The sequence below is a fragment of the Streptomyces sp. NPDC050625 genome (assembly GCF_040654755.1).
In the GTDB taxonomy this organism is placed as follows: Bacteria; Actinomycetota; Actinomycetes; order Streptomycetales; family Streptomycetaceae; genus Streptomyces.
Genome location: NZ_JBFAIQ010000016.1, coordinates 185,790 through 203,197 on the forward strand (window position 1 = coordinate 185,790; position 17,408 = coordinate 203,197).

Consider the following 17,408-nt stretch of genomic DNA (forward strand, 5'->3'; position numbering starts at 1 on the left):
CCGAGCCGTCGCTGCCACCCCCTGAATACCGGCCGGGCCACAACCGCGAGAGCAGCGCACCGGGCGCTCCACCCGCACGGGGGAGGAGCGGTCAACGGGCGCGTGGCTGCCGCGCTCTGCATTCCGTGCGCCCCGCGTGCCCCCGCTCCACTCGAACAAGTGATGCAGAATCGATCCCTCATTCCAAACGGAGGAACGACGGCATATCGCCCGCAGACCTGGGCTAACCATGGAGGCGGATGACGGCCCGGTGCATCCGTATGCCCGCGCAACACCCCGGCCGTAGCCCCTGGCGGCGTCCCGCGTTCCGTCTTGGGACACCGCTCCCATGGCGTCCCGTGCTCCGTGAACCGGCGCGGCATGCCGTGCCCGCCCCTGCCTGCCCCCGCGGGCCGGACCGGGTGGCCGCGCCAGGGCGTCTCCTTTCACCGCACGTTCGACCCCAGCCCCAGGAGGACCCGGAGATGACCACTGACGTGCAGTCCACGAAGAAGGAAGCCTACAAACGGGGAGAGGAACAGGGGCGTGCCGACGCGCTCGCCGGCCGCCCGTACGCCGACCCGCCGCGCGACGGCACACGCGGCGAGAAGGACCACTACGCGAACGGCTACGACTGGGGTTACGAACAGGGCCGTGCGCAGAAGCTGGACCTCGTGGTGTGGCAGGAGGGCGGGGTCGAAGACGCACCCGGTGGCCTCGGCACCACCATCAACGTCTGCGTCCGCACACCGAACTGGACCGAGACCGTCGACGCCGGCGAGCGGGAGCACGTCTTCACCGCCCCCACCGGATTTCGCTGGAACGGCATGGTGGGCGCCCAGTACAAGCGCATGGACCAGACCACGGGCGGCAGCCTGCCACCCGTCCAGGCCAAGGTGAGCGAGGACGGGCGCACGCTGACCTTCACCTACCACGTGCACCTGAACACGACCGACCAGGACAAGGACTGCATCGTCTACACCTGCGGTCTCGAAGCCGTCGACGGCGCCAAGCCCGGCCGCCACACCGACGGCGTCGCCCAGATCGGCACCGCACCCCCGGCCAAGCTCAAGGCCGAGGTCATCGAGGACGAGGACTGAGAGAGCAGGAGCCAGACACCATGACCACCGTCGTCACTTCCGGCGTCTTCCCGACCACCAGCCCAGCCATCTCCCCGGTCAACGGCTTGGGCACCGCAGACGTCAGGTGGGGCAACAGCGGCTCCCAGAGCGGGTACCAGTTCCGCGGTGCGGCCGCGGACGTCCAGCTCGACGGCACCGAGTTCGTCGTCGGTACGTTCGTGCACCGCAATCTCCCCACCAGTGTCAGCCCGAGCAAGTTCAACGTCATGCTCACCGTCAACGTCATGTTCGAGGACGGCAGCACGACCGATCTGAACTTCGCCTTCCATCACTACGAGACACCCAACAGCACCGGCAGCAGTCCCGTGGACGACGATCTGGTCGACCTGCAGGAGTTCATCCACCCTCAGCCCGTCACGATCGACGGCAAGCAGTACAAGGCGGTCCTGAGCGGGTTCAAGCGGGGCGGACAGATCGTCCGGCAGTTCCGCAGCCCCGAGGGCGGAGTCAACTTCGCCGAGGTCGTCTGCATGTTCACCTTCGACGAGCCGGACGTGATCATCTCCGACCTGCGCTACCTGGGCAACGGCACGGGCCAGCCCGACGAGTACATCGAGATCCTCAACAAGGGCGGCGCGCCCCAGGACCTGACCGGCTGGGTCGTGGAGTCCAAGCCCACCGGGCACACCTACACCTTCCCCCCGGGGACGGTCATCCAGCCCGGCCAGCGCTACCGGGTCTACACCGACGAGGTGCGCCAGGAGTTCGGCGGATTCTCCTTCGGCTCCTCCGAACAGGTCTGGCGTGACGAGGGCGGCATCGGCCGCCTGGTCCACAATGGTTTCGTCGTGGACCAGTACCCCTACCTGGACAAGGGCTTCAACAAGACGGCCGCGCCGTAGCGGTTCCTCACCGGCCCCCCGCCGGGGTTCCTGGATGTGTCCGGAAGGCGGGCACATCCAGGGTGCGGTGCGGTCGCTTGCCGAACAACGGTGATGCCGCGCCGACTTGGTGTTTTAGAGTGACTCTCACCTGTTTCCGGTGACCTAGGTACTTGTGAGGGACACGCGAGCATGCCGACCGAAACGTTTGAGTTCCAGGTTGAGGCCCGTCAGCTGCTCCAGCTGATGATCCACTCGGTCTACTCGAACAAGGATGTCTTTCTGCGGGAGCTCGTCTCCAACGCCTCCGATGCGCTCGACAAGCTGCGCCTGGCCGCGCTGCGGGACGACAGCCTCGACGCCGACACGTCCGACCTGCACGTCGAGATCGAGATCGATCAGGATGCCCGTACGCTCACCGTCCGGGACAACGGCATCGGGATGTCGTACGACGAGGTCGGGCGGCTCATCGGCACCATCGCCAACTCGGGTACGGCCGCCTTCCTGGAGGAGCTGAAGGAGGCCCAGGACGCGGCCGGCGCCGAGAAGCTCATCGGACAGTTCGGCGTCGGCTTCTACTCCGGCTTCATGGTGGCCGACGAGATGACCCTGTTGACCCGGCGGGCCGGGGAGAGCAGCGGCACCCGCTGGACGTCGCGCGGCGAGGGCACCTACACCCTGGAGACCGCCGACGACGCCCCGCAGGGCACGTCCGTCACGCTCCACCTCAAACCGGCCGACCCCGAGAACCAGCTGCACGACTACACCTCCGTGTGGACGGTCAAGGAGATCGTCAAGCGGTACTCCGACTTCATCACCTGGCCGATCCGGCTCGTTCCGGGGGCCGGCGACGGTGAGGGCGACGGCGAGGGCACGCCCGACCCCGAGACGCTGAACTCGATGAAGGCGCTGTGGGCACGCGCGCGCGACGAGGTGTCCGACGACGAGTACCACGAGCTGTACAAGCACGTCAGCCACGACTGGCGCGACCCGCTGGAGACGATCCGCCTCCAGGCGGAGGGCACCTTCGAATACCAGGCTCTCCTGTTCCTCCCGGCGCACGCACCGCACGACCTGTTCACCCGGGACTTCCGGCGCGGCCTGCAGCTGTACGTCAAGCGCGTACTGATCATGGACGACTGCGAGGCGCTGCTGCCGCCGTACATCCGCTTCGTCAAGGGCGTCGTCGACGCACACGACCTCTCGCTGAACGTCTCCCGCGAAATCCTCCAGCAGGACCGGCACATCCGGTTGATCCAGCGTCGGCTGACCAAGAAGGTGCTGTCCTCCGTCAAGGAGATGAAGGCCAACGACGCCGACAAGTACGCAACGTTCTGGCGGGAGTTCGGCCCGGTGCTGAAGGAGGGGCTGCTCGGCGACCCGGACAACCGTGACGCGCTGCTCGCCGTCGCGTCCTTCGCGAGTACGCACGCACAGGACGAGCCGACCACGCTCCAGCAGTACGTGGAGCGGATGAAGGACGGCCAGGACGACATCTACTACATGACCGGCGAGTCCCGGCAGAGCATCGAGAACTCCCCGCACATGGAGGCGTTCCGGGCCCGGGGCCTCGAGGTCCTGCTGCTCACCGACCCCGTCGACGAGGTATGGGTCGACGCGGTGGGGCAGTTCGAGGGCAAGGGGCTGCGGTCAGTCGCCAAGGGCGAGATCGATCTCGACGCGCAGGACGGCGAACAGGCCGACGGCGAGCGGGAGAAGCAGGCCGAGGCGTACGCCGGTCTGCTCGGCTGGATGAAGGAGCAGCTCGGGGAAGACGTGAAGGACGTACGCCTCTCGACGCGGCTCACCGTCTCCCCGGCCTGTGTCGTCTCCGACTCCCACGACCTCACTCCGGCGCTGGAGAACATGTACCGGGCGATGGGCCAGGATGTGCCGACCGCGAAGCGGATCCTGGAGCTGAACCCCGGCCACCTGCTCGTGCAGGGACTGAACCAGGCGTACAAGGAGCGCGAGGATCACGCCGAACTCGTGGAAACCGCCGTGCTGTTGCACGGTCTGGCACTGCTCGCGGAGGGCGGCCAGCCGAAGGAGCCCGCCCGTTTCGTGAAGCTGGTGGCTGAGCGACTGGAGCGCACGCTCTAGCGGTGTGGTCCCCGGGCACCTGGAAGGAGGTGCCCGGGGGCTCCGTCGGCGTACGGTCCTAGGCGGCGGTGCCGCCTGCGTAGTCGCTGTCGAAGGTGGTCTCGATGGTGGTGGCCACGGGATTGGCGACGCCGGTGCCGGTGAGGATGAGGCCCAGTTCCCGGTTGTTGTTCAGCGAGTTGCTGCTGATGTTCATGGAACCGGCCTCCACCTGCTGGGTGGCCCGGCCGTAGTCGGCGACCATCGCCTTGGCGTGGATGTAGAAGCCGTTGGGGTCGGAGTATCCGACGACGGTGCCACCGGCGGCCTTGATCGCGGACACCTGACCGGCGTAGCCGGCGGGGTTCTCCAGGACCACTCGCACGGCGACGCCCGCCCTCGCCCTCGCCACGATCGCGTCGACCACGGCGCTGTCACTCAGCTCCAGCTCCTCGACGTCGAGTGAGGCGGTGGCGGCGTCGATGAAGGACAGCAGCCGGTTGCGGGAGTCCGTGGGGGACCAGAGCAGATGGTCGCCGTCGGTCGGGGTGATCGCGGAGTCGGCATAGTCCGCGTTGAAGACCTTCTCGATCGAGGCGACGTCTCGGGTGTCGTTGTCGAACACGCCGTAGTCACGGCTGGTCGCGTAGTACTGGGAGGTGAGGTTGCCGGTGAGGATCAGCGACTTGACGCCGTCCACGGTGATGGTCTTCTGATGGGTGTAGACGAAGCGGGAGGGTGACCACTTCACGCCCACGCCCGCGTTCGTCAGGGCGGTGTACGCCGCGCCGTTGGCGGACTGGTGCTGGCGGTCCAGGATCACCCGCACGGTGACGCCCTTGTTCTTCAGGGCTATGAGGTCGTTGACGGCCGTGGTGTCCTCCAGCTCGTACATCGTCATGTCGAGGGAGGTCGTGGCCGAGTTGACGAAGTCGTAGATGGTGGGCTGCCCGCCGCTCCGCGAAAACGCGAAGGCGGAGTAGACGGCGGCGTCCGCGGGGACGGCGGTGGCGAGTACGGCTGCCCCGGCAGTGAGGGCGGCAGCTGCGCGTCCGAGGACCTTCCACAACATGCGTGACTCCTAGGCGAGTTGATGCTCACCTCGGGGAAATGGTGAGCGCGTGCATGACAGCACGCGCGTAGAACGTCGAGGAAGGGAAGCAGGGTGAACTCGGCGTGACCGGGTGGCCGCGCGGGCGAGCAAAACGGACTTCACGCAGGTGGAAGCCGGTTAATGCGGTTCCCGAGGGATCGCAAAAGATTCGTAGCCGACAGCGGGCCACGGGCCCGCACCCGCGCTAGCCTGTCCGCATCAGGCCATTTGTCCCACTCAAGGAGGTACTCATGACCTCGCGGCTCAACCCCTATCTCAGCTTCGACGGCGACGCCCGCCAGGCGATGGAGTTCTACAAGGAGGTCTTCGGCGGCACCCTGGACCTGAACGTCTTCGGTGATTCCGGCCAGCAGGACGCTTCCTTCGCCGACAAGATCATGCACGGCATGCTGGAGACCCCGAGCGGCTTCACCCTGATGGGTGCCGACACTCCGCCGGGTATGAAGCGCACCGTCGGCGACAACTTCGCGGTGAGTGTGAGCGGTGACGACGACGCCGAACTGCGCGGCTACTGGGAGAAGCTGTCGGCAGGAGGCTCCGTGTCCGTTCCGCTGGAGAAGCAGATGTGGGGCGATGTGTTCGGCATGTGCACGGACCGCTTCGGGGTTCCCTGGATGGTCAACATCGGCGGGTCCAAGAGCTGACCGCGGGCGCACGCAGCCATTCAGAATCCTCCCGTCGGCGCCTGGACGCCGATGACGAGCTTGCCGCGGGCCCGCCCGTCCAGCATGTGGCGGACGGCCGCGGCGACATCGTCGATCGGGTAGGTCCGGTCGACGGCGGGTGTGACCTTGCCGGACTCGATGAGCTCGCGGACGGCGATCAGGTCCCGGCCGTTCTCCGACGTGATGAAGGTGCCGAGTGTCTGGCCGATGAACGGGGACAGCAGCTGAGCGCGTAGCTGGCGGTCCGTGCCGCCGAGCCAACGTCCGTCGGTCTCGCTGCCGACGATCACGAGCCGGCCCCTCGGGGCGAGGGCGCGGCGGAGCTGTGACAGCCGCCGGTTGCCCGCGATGTCCAGGATCACGTCGTAACGGACGGTGTCGTCAGCGATGTCGGCTCGGGTGTAGTCGACGACATGGTCTGCGCCGAGAGCGCTGACCAGGGCGGTCTTCGCGGTGCTGCACACAGCCGTCACCTCGGCTCCGTATGCCTTGGCGATCTGCACGGCGAACGTACCCACGCCGCCCGACGCTCCCACGATCAGCACCTTCTGGCCCGGCCCCACTCGTCCCCGGTCGCGAACGGCCTGCAGGGCGGTGAGTCCGGAGACGGGTACCGCGGCCGCCTGGCCGAAGGAGAGGTTCGCCGGCTTGGGGGCGAGCTTGTCGGCGCGGGCGCGCGCGTACTCGGCGAACGAGCTGCTGCCGATGCCGAACACCTCGTCTCCCGGCTTGACGCCGGTCACATCGGCACCGACGGCCTCGACCGTTCCGGCCAGAGCGCGGCCGGGGTTGGCGTACTTCGGCCGGCGCAGGCCGAACCCCGCCGCTCGGACGGGATAGGGAAGTCCGGCCATCACATGCCAGGTGCCCCGGTCCACGCTGGCCGCGCACACCTTCACCAGGACCTCGTCACGCCGAATCGTGGGCCTCTCGGTCTCCGCGAGCCGGAGAACGTCCTCGGGAGCGGCACCGTAGCGGTCCTGGACGATCGACTTCATGGTCTTCCCCTCGCGGGCAACTCGGTCCTTACGCCGTAAGGCGTTCCTTACGGCGTAAGGGTTGCCCTTACCTCGTAAGGTTGTCAACACTCCCGACTAAAGGAGACCGATGCCCCCGAAGACCGCGCACGACCGAACACCCCGAATCCCGCTCAGCCGCCAAAGAGTGCTGCATGCAGCCATCGCCCTCGCCGATGAGAGGGGACTCGATACGCTCACCATGCGCAAGCTCGGCGAGGCCGTCGGGGTCGAGGCGATGTCGCTCTACACCCACGTCGCCAACAAGGAAGATCTCCTCGACGGCATGATCGACCTGGTGTTCGGCGAGATCGATCTCCCGTCCGACGAGGACGACTGGAAGACGGCGATGCGTCAGCGGGCGATCTCGGTCCGCCGGGTCCTGTCCCGCCACCGCTGGGCGATCGGTCTGATGGAGTCACGGACCTCACCGGGTCCGGCATCCCTGCGGCACCACGACGCGGTCCTCGGGTGCCTCCGCAGGGCCGGGTTCTCCGTTGCGCTGACCGCGCACGCCTACTCGGCCCTCGACAGCTACATCTACGGCTTCGCCCTCCAGGAACGCGGCCTGCCCTTCGACACCCCCGACGAGACCGCGCAACTGGCGCAGTCCATCTTGTCGCAGGCGGCCGCCGACCAGTACCCGCACCTGGCCGAGCTGACGGCCGAGCATGTGCTGCGCCCCGGCTACGACTACAGCGACGAGTTCGCCTTCGGACTCGACCTGATCCTCGACGGCTTGGAGAGGGCCGGGTGAAGCTGCCCAGCAGACAGCCCCGCCCGCACCCGGGCGAGGCCGTACTGCTGCACGATGCCGGTCCAGTGCTCGACGCTCACGCCTGACCGGGCACGATTAGCTGTCGGAAGGTGACGGGTCCTCCTGCGGTGCCAGGCCCATATGAGCCATCAGGGCCGTGGCGAGGGAGGCCACGGTGGGGTGCTGCCAGATGAAGTTGCTTGCCAGGCGGACCGCGAGGTCGGTGTCGAGGCGGATGCGCAGTTCGGTGGCCAGCAGTGAGTCGAACCCGAGGGATTTCAGCGGGGTGTGCGGGTCCAGGGTGGTGCTGCCGGTGCGCAGGATCGCGCGGATGTGATCGGCGAGGTAGCTCTCCAGAGCGGTCTGGCGGGCCATGCCCGACGGGAGCGCTTCGAGGCGGGCATGGATGTCCGAGCCGCTGGACTTGGACTCCTCCTCGGCTTCGGCACCGTCCGGCGCGAGACGGGCGAACAGGCTGGATGCCGCGGCCGCGCGGGGGATCCAGGTGTGCGGCGGGCCCGGAATCACACCGGTCTGGACCCGTCGGTGGGTGAGGAGGGAGTGAAGCGCCGCCAGGCCCTTGCGGGTGGGAATGGTCTCGTAGCCGCGATCGGCGAAGTCGACGGCCTGCCCGGTTTCGCCCCAGGGACCCCAGTCGACGGCCAGTGTGGGCAGGCCGTTGCGGGTGCGCCAGGTGGCGAAGGCGTCGAGCCAGGCGTTGGCCGCCGCGTACGTTCCCTGTCCGGCGTTGCCCAGTAGCGAACTCATCGAGGAGTACAGCACGAACCAGTCCAGTGATTGACGCACCGTGGCCCGATGAAGATTCCAGGCACCGGTGACCTTGGGGGCCCAGACCCGGTCGAGCTGGTCGTCCCGGGTCGTGGTCAGTGCGGCGTCGTCGAGGACCATGGCGCAGTGCAGGATCCCGCGCAACGGGACACCGCCCGCGGTGGCGGCCTCGACGAGCTGTTCGGCGGTGCCGTCCCGGGAGATGTCGCCGAGCACGACCTTGGTGTCGGTGTTCAGGTCGCTGACGGCACGCGCGGTATCGACCGAGGGGGCTCGGCGGCCATTGAGCACGATGCGGCCCGCTCCCTGCTGAGCCAGCCAGCGAGCGGTGGCCAGTCCCAGACCTCCCAGGCCTCCGGTGATGATGTACGCGCCGTCGGGGCGTACGACGGACGGGCCGTCGGGCAGGACAGCCGTGGTCTCTCCCCGGTCGGGGACGGTCAGCACGATCTTGCCGTTGTGACCGGCACGGGCCATCAGATGAAAGGCGTCGGCCGCGCGCTCCAGCGGATACTCGGTGCACAGAAGCGGTTTGAGCCGTCCGGCGGCAATGTGGGTCATGACCTCGCGCAGCACCGAGGCGAACAACTCCGGGCGCTGCTGCTGCAGTTCGATGAGGTCGACGGTGCTGAAGGTGATGTTGTGGCGCAGCGGGGCGAGCCTGAGGGCGGCGTCGGCCATGATGTCGCGTACGCCGAGTTCGACGAAGCGGCCGAACGGGCGCAGGCTTTCGAGCCCGGCCCGGACGGCGGGGCCGGCCAGGGAGTTGAGAACGACGTCGACTCCTCGGCCGTCGGTGGCCTGGCGGGTCTGCTCGGCGAAGTCCAGCGTGCGGGAGTCCATGACGCAGCGGATGCCCATACCGCGCAGGTGGCGCCGTTTCTCCCGCGTACCGGCTGTGGCCAGGACGTCCGCGCCCAGGAGGCGGGCGACCGCGATCGCGGCGCGACCGGTGGCGCCGGTGGCGGAGTGGATCAGTACCCGTTCACCGGGAGCGAGTCGTGCGACGCGCCGCAAGGCGTACCACGCGGTGAGATACGCCGTGGGCAGTCCCGCCGCTGTGACGGGCGCGAAGGCTCGCGGCACACGTGCGACAGCGCTCGCGGGGACGGTGATGAAGGAGGCGAAGGAGCCGCCTTCGAGCTGAACGGCGAGCACGGTGTCCCCGGTGCGGACATGGTCCACACCGGCTCCTACGTCACTCACCACGCCCGCGCACTCGAAGCCGATGCGGTAGGGGGTGAGCGGCTGCGAACCGAGCATGCCGAGCGAGGTCAGGACGTCACGGAAGTTGAGGCCGGCGGCCTGGACGCGAACTTGGACCTCGCCCTTGCCGGGCCGGCGACGCTCGGTCGCGGCCAGTTCGAGGCTGTCGAGATCGCCGAGCTTTCCCACGCGCAGTCGGAATCCGTCCTGTCCGAACCGGACCGTTCGGGTGGTGCGGGCGGTGCGTTCGGCGGGCGAGACGGGAGCGCGGTCGATGCGGGCGACGTAGCGATTGCCGCCACGCAGTGCGACCTCGTCCTCGGGCGCGTCGGCGAGGAGTTCGGCGGCCAGGGCGCGCAACCCCCTTTCGTTGGGGTCGGTGTCGACCAGAGTGGGGCGCATGCCCGGCTGCTCGACGGCCATGACACGCGCCACGCCGCGCACGGTGCCGTGGGCGGGGTGTCCGGGCTCGTTCGTGGTGACGGCGTACGCGTGCCGCGTGGCGGCGTACAGACGCCAGGTTCCGCGGTGTTCGTCGGCGGCCTGCGCGAAGGCGAGCAGCCGCCGGGCCCGTTGCTGTGCGCCGTGGGTGGGGTCGGTGTCGTGGGCCGAGGGCGTGCCGCACAGCAGGACGACGCCGCGCCAGGAGTCTGCTCTGGCGGCCAGGTACTGACGGTAGGCGTCGGCCAGTGAGGCGAGCCCGTCCGCGCTCAGGGGGAGTTCGCGCGCCTCGACCCGGGCGCCGGCGTCGCGAAGCAGTCCGGCCAGCCGGTCGGCCTCGCCGTCGCCCTCGCCCACCACGAGCCAGTTGCCGGGCGCGGCGGCCGGGCCGCCGCGGGGACGCGGGCCGCGGTGCCAGCCATGCTCCATGAACCACTGATCCACGGGCGTGCCCTCGGCGGGCGCGCGGCGGACGAAACGCACGCCGTCGAGGGCGACGACCGGCCGCCCGTGGGCGTCCAGGACGCGGACGTCTCCGGCGAGCGTCGTCTCGCCGTTCTCGGTGATCCGTGCGTGGGCGTGTGCCGCCTGCGCGGGGTCGCCGAGAATCCGCAGGCTGCGGACCTGGACCGGCAGGATGGGTGCGGGTGGGGTCTCGTGGCCGGCTCCCGCGACCAGCAGTTGCAGACACAGGTCGAGGAGGACGGGATGGATGCTCAGGCCGGGTTCGGGGGTGCGGGCGGTGGGCGGCACCTGGATGCGGGCCCAGAAGCTGTCCTGCCGCTTCGTGGTGTGCAGGGTGGTGATGCCGGTGAACGCCGGGCCGTGTTCGAGTCCGCAGGCGCGCAGCCTGGCGTACAGCTCGGCGGGGGTGAGGGGGACGGGGTGCTTGCGGTCGAGGTCGGGGACGGATGCGGCGCGGGTGATCTGGGTCGAGAGGTCGTGGCGGGCGACGGCCGAGGCGTGCAACTGCCAGGAGCCGTCCGGGTTGCGGGAGTGGATCTCGCAGGTGGCCTGCCCCCCGGTGGCGAGGGTGACGGTGGTGCTCAGGTCGGTGTCGTCATTCAGCCGGAGCAGGTCGTGGAAGGTGATGCCGCTCAGGTGGATGTGTGTGGAGGCCCCACCGCCGAGCGCGGTGCGGGCCGTGGTGTGCAGCAGGGCGCAGAAGCCGGCGCCGGGCAGGACGCAGGTGTCGTGGACGCGATGGTCCTTGAGCCAGGGCAGGTGGCGGGCCGGAGCGGTGGCGCGCCAGGTGTGGCGGGTCTGGTCACCGGGAACTTCGGTGTGCCGGCCGGGCAGGGCGCCCGTGTCGGTGGACGGAGCCCGGCCGGCGGCCCAGTGGCGCGCGCGGTCGAAGGTGATGGTGGGAGCGTCGGTCAGGCCTCCGTCGCCGTACAGGGGGGTCCAGTCGACGGTGGCGCCATTGCAGTGGAGGGTGGCGAGCTGGGTGCGGAAGACGGTGACTTCGTCCTGTGCGCGACGCAGGGTGGGCAGGACCACGGCCTCGGGGGCCAGTCGGGCCAGGCTTTCGGTGAGCGACTGGGTGACCACGGGGTGGGGTGAGACTTCGATGTAGATCTGGTGCCGGTCCTGGGCGGCCGCGGCCACGGTGGGGTGGAAGAGCACGGGGTGGCGCAGGTTGTCGCACCAGTAGGCGGCGTCGAGGAGGGGCGTGCGGCGTGGGTCCTCGGTCACGGTGGAGTAGAAGGGGATCTGCGGCGGTCGCGGGGCCAGACCCGACAGGGCCTGGTGCAGATCGGTCAGGAGCGGGTCGACGTGGGAGCTGTGAGAGGCGACGTCGACCGCGATGGGAACGGCGCGGATCCCGTGCCGTTGCCAACTGCTGATCAGCTGGGTGATCTGGTCGGTGTCGCCGGAGACGATGGTGGTGTCGGGTCCGGCCAGGACGGCGACGGACACCGCGTCGGTCCCGGCATCGGCCAGGGCGGCCTCCACCGAGGCCCGGTCCAGGCTGACGCTGGCCATCGCGCCCGTGCCGGCGATCCGTTTGAGCAGTGCCGAGCGACGGCAGATGACACGGACACCGTCGGCGAGGGTGAGCGCCCCGGCCACGACCGCTGCCGCGGCCTCTCCCATGGAGTGGCCGATGACGGCGGCGGGTTGGACGCCATGGGCCTTCCAGGCCGCGGCCAGGGCGATCTGCAGGGAGAAGATCGTCGGCTGGATCCGCGCGCATCCGGAGATGGGTTCGCCGGCCCGGATCAGGTCAACGACGGAGAAGCCGGCTTCGCTGCGGACGAGCGTGTCGACGGCGGACAGGGCTTTGGCGAAGGCCTCGTTCCGGGCGAGGAGTTCGCGTCCCATGCCGGGCCATTGGGAGCCTTGGCCGGAGAACACGAACACCGGCCTGCGGGGGGCGGTGACATCGGCCGTACCGGCGATGAGGGCCGGATCCGGCGTTCCGTTCACGAACAGCCGTAGTGCATCGATCGTCTCGCTGCGGGAACACGCGATGACCGCGAGACGCCCTCGGCCGGGGCTGCGGCGCAGGGCCAGCGTGTGCGCGACGTCCCGCAGCGGGACGTCGCCGCCGTCGGTCGCCAGCCAGTCGGCCAGTCGGCGGGCGGCAGTCGGCAGGGCGCGGTGGGATCCTGCCGCCACCAACACCACCTCGGGTGGCGCCGTCCGGGGCCGGCGGGGGGCGGGCAGGCCGGTACGGCGGGACTGCGGCGGCTCCTGCAGGATGACGTGGGCGTTGGTGCCGGAGAAGCCGAACGAGGAGACGGCGGCCAGCCTGACCGGTTGCTTCTTCGGCCACGGAGTGGCTTCGAGGGGGACGAAGAAGCGGGTCGCGTCCGCGTGGATGGCCGGGTTCCAGTCGGTGAAGTGGAGGTTGGGCGGGATGATCCCGCGCTGAAGACACAGCACGGTCTTGATCAGCCCGGTGATGCCCGCGGCGGGCTCCAGGTGGCCGAGGTTGGTCTTGACCGAGCCCAGAGCGCAGGGAGACAGGCCGTTGCCGTACACGGCGGCCAGGCTGGCGAACTCGACCGGGTCACCCACGGGGGTGCCGGTGCCGTGGGCCTCGATCAGTGAGAGATGGGCCGGGTCGACCCCGGCCCGGGCGAGTGCCGTGCGGTAGAGAGCCTGCTGGGCGGCGGGGGACGGGGCGGCGAGTCCGTCGGAGCGCCCGTCCTGGTTCACGGCCGACCCGCGTACGACGGCGAGGATACGGTCGCCGTCCCTGCGGGCATCGGCCAGGCGCTTGAGTACGACGACGCCGCACCCCTCGCCGCGGACGAAACCGTCCGCGGCGGCGTCGAAGGTGTGGCAGCGCCCGGTCGGGGACAGCATGCCCATCCTGGCGAATGACCGGGTGACGCGCGGGGCGAGCATGAGCGTGACGCCGGCGGCCAGCGCGAGGTCGCACTCCTCGCGGCGCAGTGCGGAGCAGGCCAGGTGGAAGGCGACCAGGGAGGACGAGCATGCGGTGTCGAGGGCGATGCTGGGGCCGTGCAGACCGAGGAGATAGGAGACGCGGCCGGCGGCGACACAGTGACCGTTCGTCAGGATGGAGCCTTCCAGTTCCTGGGGGTGGCCGGCCAGTTGGTCCATGTAGTCGTTGTAGCTGAGGCCCGTGAAGATGCCCGTTGGGGAGCCGGCGAGCCGATCGGGAGGCAGCCCGGCATGTTCGAGGGCCTCCCAGACGACTTCCAGCAGGAGCCGGTGCTGGGGGTCGAGGACGTCGGCCTCGCGACCGGCGACTCCGAAGAAGTCGGCGTCGAACCGGGAGACGTCCTTCAGATACCCGCCCTTCTGGAGGGCGGGTTGTGCGTCGGCCGGCGCGCCCGCTGCGGGGTCGGTCGTCTCGCGGCCGGGAGGCGGCGCGCCCACTGCTTCCCGGCCCTCGACCAGCAGGCGCCATAAGGCGGCCGGGGAGTCGGCGTCTCCGGGGAGTCGGCAGCCCATGCCGATGACGGCGATGGGCGCGTGCGGAAGGCGCGGGCGATGGTTGTCGTTGGCCACGGGAGTCTCCTTGTCGTCCAGGGGAGAGGTGGGAATGGGTGCTGCTCGGGGAGAAGGAGGTGTGCCGCGTGGCGGGCCGCGCGGTGGGCGGGACGGGCCGGGGGAGGTGAGGGGGGCGCCCCGGAGCGGGGAGAGGGCCGAGCCCCGGAGGTTGCTCAGACGTCGGGGCTTCCCAGCAGGATCGCGCTTTTGACGCCCCCGACCTGGTAGTTGAAGCTGAGGGCGTAGTCGAAGTCGAGGGGGCGGGGCGCGGTCCCCGGCACCGGATCGAAGGTCAGACAGTCCGCCGGCTCCTCGCAGTTGGCCGTCGGACAGACCTGGCCGTGGTTCATCATCAGCAGGGTCAGCGCCACCCCGAGACAGCCCGCAGGGGCGCCGTTGTGGCCGAAACAGCCCTCCTGCGAGGACATGAGCAGGTCGCGGGACGCGGGGCCGTACAGCTCACGGACCGCGTTCGCCTCGAACGTCGTGACCACCACGTTGCCGTCGCTGCCCCCGTGGAGGTAGGGCACCTGGGAGATGTCCCAGGTGTCACCGAGGCAGCGACGGACGGCGGACACCAGTGCCTTCCCGGTGTCGTCGCAGGCCAGCGGATTGGCGAGCCCGTCGCGGGTGGTGGCCTGCGACAGGACCTGACCGTAGACGTGTGCATCCCGTCCGAAGGCGTGTTCCCGGCTTTCGAGGATGACGGTCGCGGACCCTTCCCCGTGGTTGATGCAGTCGGCGCGCCGGTCATAGGGACGCATCAGAGCGTCGAACGACGGCAGCAGGCTGGGCATGTCCTGGGACCGCATGGCGTCGTAGGTCTGCTGGGCTCCGCTCAGCAGGCGCTGGATGTTGCGGATGAGTGTGACGCTGAAGACGTCGACCCCGGTGACCACGGCGATGTCGATCTCGCCGGCGGCGATCAGGCGCTGGGCGAGGCCGATCTGCAGGGCCGAGGACGCGCAGCCGCACGACACGGTGAAGTTGGCACCCTTCGACCGGGTGAGCGCGCCCTGGACCAGAGCGACGTCCGAGGGGGTGACGGCCTGCTCCGCGGCGACGAACATCTCCAGTGCCTCGGCGACGGGATAGGTCGCGGGATCGGCTCGCAGCACGGCGAGATAGCTGTCGATGTTGGCGTCCACCCCGCCGCGGCCCACCAGGATGGCGGCCTCTTCGAGATCGCGCTGGACATCGAGGTCGGCATCCGCGCACGCCTGGGACAGGGACACCAGTCCGAAGCGGTGGGCGTCCGTGTAGTGGCGTGAGAAGAACTCGGGAACGCCGGGGACCCGTTCCTCGAACGTGTCCTTCGGCAGGTCGACGCTGCCGTAGTAGACGCCCTTCTTGACGAGGCAGGACGTTCCGGCGGAGGCGATGTGCCAGAGGTCGTCCGTGGTGAACACCGCCGATTCCGTCCCCGGAAGACACAGCCCGATTCCGGTGACCACGGCGTCCCGGGCGCGTGTCCCGGTCCGCCGGCTCACGAGTGACTCGCAGATGACAGAGGATTGTTCATGGCGTTTCTCCTTCAGGAACGCGATGGGTTATTCGGCCACATAGGTGCGGCGGCACCAGCGGTAGACGGGCATGTGCTCGCCTTCCCGTGCGGAGTACGAGCCCGAGAACTCGAAGTGTTCATAGGCATTCCCGCACAGGATCTTCACTTTGGGTTCGGCTTCGAGGGACTCGACTTCCCATACGGCGGGAAGGGGAACCCACTCCGGCCCCTCGGAAAGAATGACCCGAATAGAGTTCGACACGTCCAGCTCCGGTATCGGTGTGACGGGCAGGGGGCGGATACTCACCCGTCGTCCCTGCGATTTCCTTTTCCTTGAATGCGCCCTGCGTCACGGGGTTTTGTGTCAACTCCGTCCGCATGCGGCGAATTTGAGCTCTGTGCCGCGGGCGGAGAGCAGGCACGCGCGGGAAGCAGCAACCTTGACGCCCGGAGGCAGGCTCGGCTCAGAGAATTGAGAAAGGCGACAACCAGCATGATGACCTCGCCGTGAGAAGAATGGAGCCATCGCCGATGAAGACCCCTTGTCACCGGTTGGGCCGGGCATTCACCGTCGCCGCCGCAGCGACGGTGAATGCCCGGCTTTTACGGCCCCCCGGACCGGGGGCGCGTCGGACCGGGGGGTGTCGAGCCCGGCGTAGGCCGGGGCGGGAGGCAGGGGTCCCTACTCAGGTACCTGCCTGTGTGTACTGGTCAGCTCGCGTTGGCCAGCGCCTGGTCGATCGCAGAAGCGGTTGCCCGCTCGGCGCTCAGGGCCGCGCTGGAGGCGCCGACCAGGTTGTAGAGGGTGGCGCCCGCGTTGGCCCCGGCAGCCGTGACGATGTTGGCCCCCACGACCTGCGGCTGCCCGGCACAGTCGCCCATCGCCGCGACCAGGGAGGTGGCGGTGGACAGGTTGTGGGTGCGGGCGGTCACGGTGTCGCCGACCTGGTCGGCGGCGATGGCCTCGTTGTTGGACGCTTGCGCCGCCGCCAGATCGTTGACACACGGTGAGGCAGCCGCGGCTGGGGCCGCCATGGCCAGGGGGGCGATGCCCACTACGGCGCCCGCCGCAAGGACAGCTGTGACGGTGGCGGCGGCAAGACGAGAACGAAACATGATGGCACTCCCTTGGAAAGATGACATACGCGCACATTGGCAACGACGCCGGCGGGAGTGGAACCCCATTTGTTTCAGGGGACGTCCTGCGTCGGGAACGAGAACTCGACCTGATCGCCGCGCACTTCGCGTGCTGGGAGTGACGACCGGAACGGGTAGCAGTCACGTCCCCGGAAAGGGATGGGCAACCCGCCGGTTCGTAATCCAGTAATGCAGCACGGGCGAGTGATACCTCAAGAGGAGCGGTCCCCGCATCACTCGATCGGAGTACGACGCGACGTACGATCCACGTGAAACCGCATCCACGGCTCCAACAGGAGTGTGTGCTGAGCCTGGTGGTTGCCATTGTCCTGGCGTGCAGAGAATGACTGAAGTCGGCTGCTGAATCGCCAAGTTGGAGTCGACCCATCGCGGTCTTCTGGTTTACTGTGACTTGCTGAAACGTCACGGCTGAGTGAGGATTCAGTCCCGGTCTCTTTGGCACGGCCTTGGCGTCAACTCCCCTGGGATATAAGGCTGTCATCAGTTCAGGGCACATATGAACGAATATTCCATCATACGAAGTACGCCATTCGAGTGTTGGAACACCGTCACCTGTTGCTGCCATATGCCAACTGGACGGATAACGGTTACATCCAACGGTGGGCCGCCTGTCCTCTCCGGGGGAGTGGTTGCCCAACCCGTGGAACGCGCCGGCTTCGTGTCGGCCGCAGAAGGACGGGCTGCCACGATGGGCACCCCATGAGAGGGGTTGGATCCGTCAGCCGACGCCGGCGCCGGGGGCGGCTGACGCGCTACTAACGGCCC

11 protein-coding genes are annotated in these 17,408 nt (G+C 68.9%); 5 read left to right on the forward strand and 6 right to left on the reverse strand.

The genetic code is table 11. From position 1 onward, the window contains the following. The first annotated feature begins 464 nt into the window (after positions 1 to 464). The 3 genes from AB0I54_RS30005 to htpG all read left to right on the forward strand — a co-directional run bounded on the left by AB0I54_RS30005 (position 465) and on the right by htpG (position 4,045). Entirely contained in the window at positions 465 to 1,079 is a 615-nt protein-coding gene (locus AB0I54_RS30005) for a hypothetical protein (RefSeq protein WP_363299323.1), read from the forward strand. Between the two features lie 20 nt (positions 1,080 to 1,099). Next, on the forward strand, positions 1,100 to 1,963 hold the full coding sequence (locus AB0I54_RS30010) for a lamin tail domain-containing protein (protein ID WP_363299324.1): 864 nt from the start codon (positions 1,100 to 1,102) through the stop codon (positions 1,961 to 1,963). Between the two features lie 171 nt (positions 1,964 to 2,134). Next, positions 2,135 to 4,045, forward strand: a complete 1,911-nt coding sequence (htpG, locus tag AB0I54_RS30015) for a molecular chaperone HtpG (protein WP_363299325.1) — start codon at positions 2,135 to 2,137, stop codon at positions 4,043 to 4,045. A 58-nt stretch (positions 4,046 to 4,103) separates the two neighbouring features. On the opposite strand, the gene AB0I54_RS30020 is transcribed toward htpG, so the two are convergent. Next, positions 4,104 to 5,096: a phospholipase D-like domain-containing protein gene (locus tag AB0I54_RS30020; RefSeq protein ID WP_363299326.1), complete on the reverse strand. Its 993-nt coding sequence runs from the start codon at positions 5,094 to 5,096 to the stop codon at positions 4,104 to 4,106. 272 nt (positions 5,097 to 5,368) lie between these two features. Between AB0I54_RS30020 and AB0I54_RS30025 the strand changes: the two genes are divergently transcribed. Continuing rightward, positions 5,369 to 5,782 (forward strand): VOC family protein, encoded by a 414-nt coding sequence (locus AB0I54_RS30025; protein WP_363299327.1) that lies wholly within the window; start codon positions 5,369 to 5,371, stop codon positions 5,780 to 5,782. A gap of 20 nt (positions 5,783 to 5,802) precedes the next feature. On the opposite strand, the gene AB0I54_RS30030 is transcribed toward AB0I54_RS30025, so the two are convergent. Continuing rightward, positions 5,803 to 6,801, reverse strand: coding sequence for an NAD(P)-dependent alcohol dehydrogenase (locus tag AB0I54_RS30030; protein ID WP_363299328.1), 999 nt, complete (start codon positions 6,799 to 6,801; stop codon positions 5,803 to 5,805). A gap of 109 nt (positions 6,802 to 6,910) precedes the next feature. Here AB0I54_RS30030 and AB0I54_RS30035 point away from each other — a divergent pair, with 109 nt between their 5' ends. Further along, positions 6,911 to 7,576, forward strand: coding sequence for a TetR/AcrR family transcriptional regulator (locus AB0I54_RS30035; RefSeq protein ID WP_363299329.1), 666 nt, complete (start codon positions 6,911 to 6,913; stop codon positions 7,574 to 7,576). A gap of 96 nt (positions 7,577 to 7,672) precedes the next feature. Here AB0I54_RS30035 and AB0I54_RS30040 read toward each other — a convergent pair whose 3' ends face one another. The 4 genes from AB0I54_RS30040 to AB0I54_RS30055 all read right to left on the reverse strand — a co-directional run bounded on the left by AB0I54_RS30040 (position 7,673) and on the right by AB0I54_RS30055 (position 16,601). Next, entirely contained in the window at positions 7,673 to 13,999 is a 6,327-nt protein-coding gene (locus AB0I54_RS30040) for a type I polyketide synthase (RefSeq protein WP_363299330.1), read from the reverse strand. Between the two features lie 155 nt (positions 14,000 to 14,154). Next, entirely contained in the window at positions 14,155 to 15,435 is a 1,281-nt protein-coding gene (locus AB0I54_RS30045; protein ID WP_363299339.1) for a beta-ketoacyl synthase N-terminal-like domain-containing protein, read from the reverse strand. Positions 15,436 to 15,531: 96 nt separating this feature from the next. Next, a complete protein-coding gene (locus AB0I54_RS30050) occupies positions 15,532 to 15,792 on the reverse strand; it encodes a DUF5988 family protein (RefSeq protein ID WP_363299331.1) in 261 nt (86 codons plus the stop codon). 404 nt (positions 15,793 to 16,196) lie between these two features. After that, the gene (locus tag AB0I54_RS30055; protein WP_363299332.1) at positions 16,197 to 16,601 is read right to left on the reverse strand and encodes a hypothetical protein; all 405 of its coding nucleotides are present in this window, start codon (positions 16,599 to 16,601) and stop codon (positions 16,197 to 16,199) included. Positions 16,602 to 17,408: the final 807 nt, after the last annotated feature.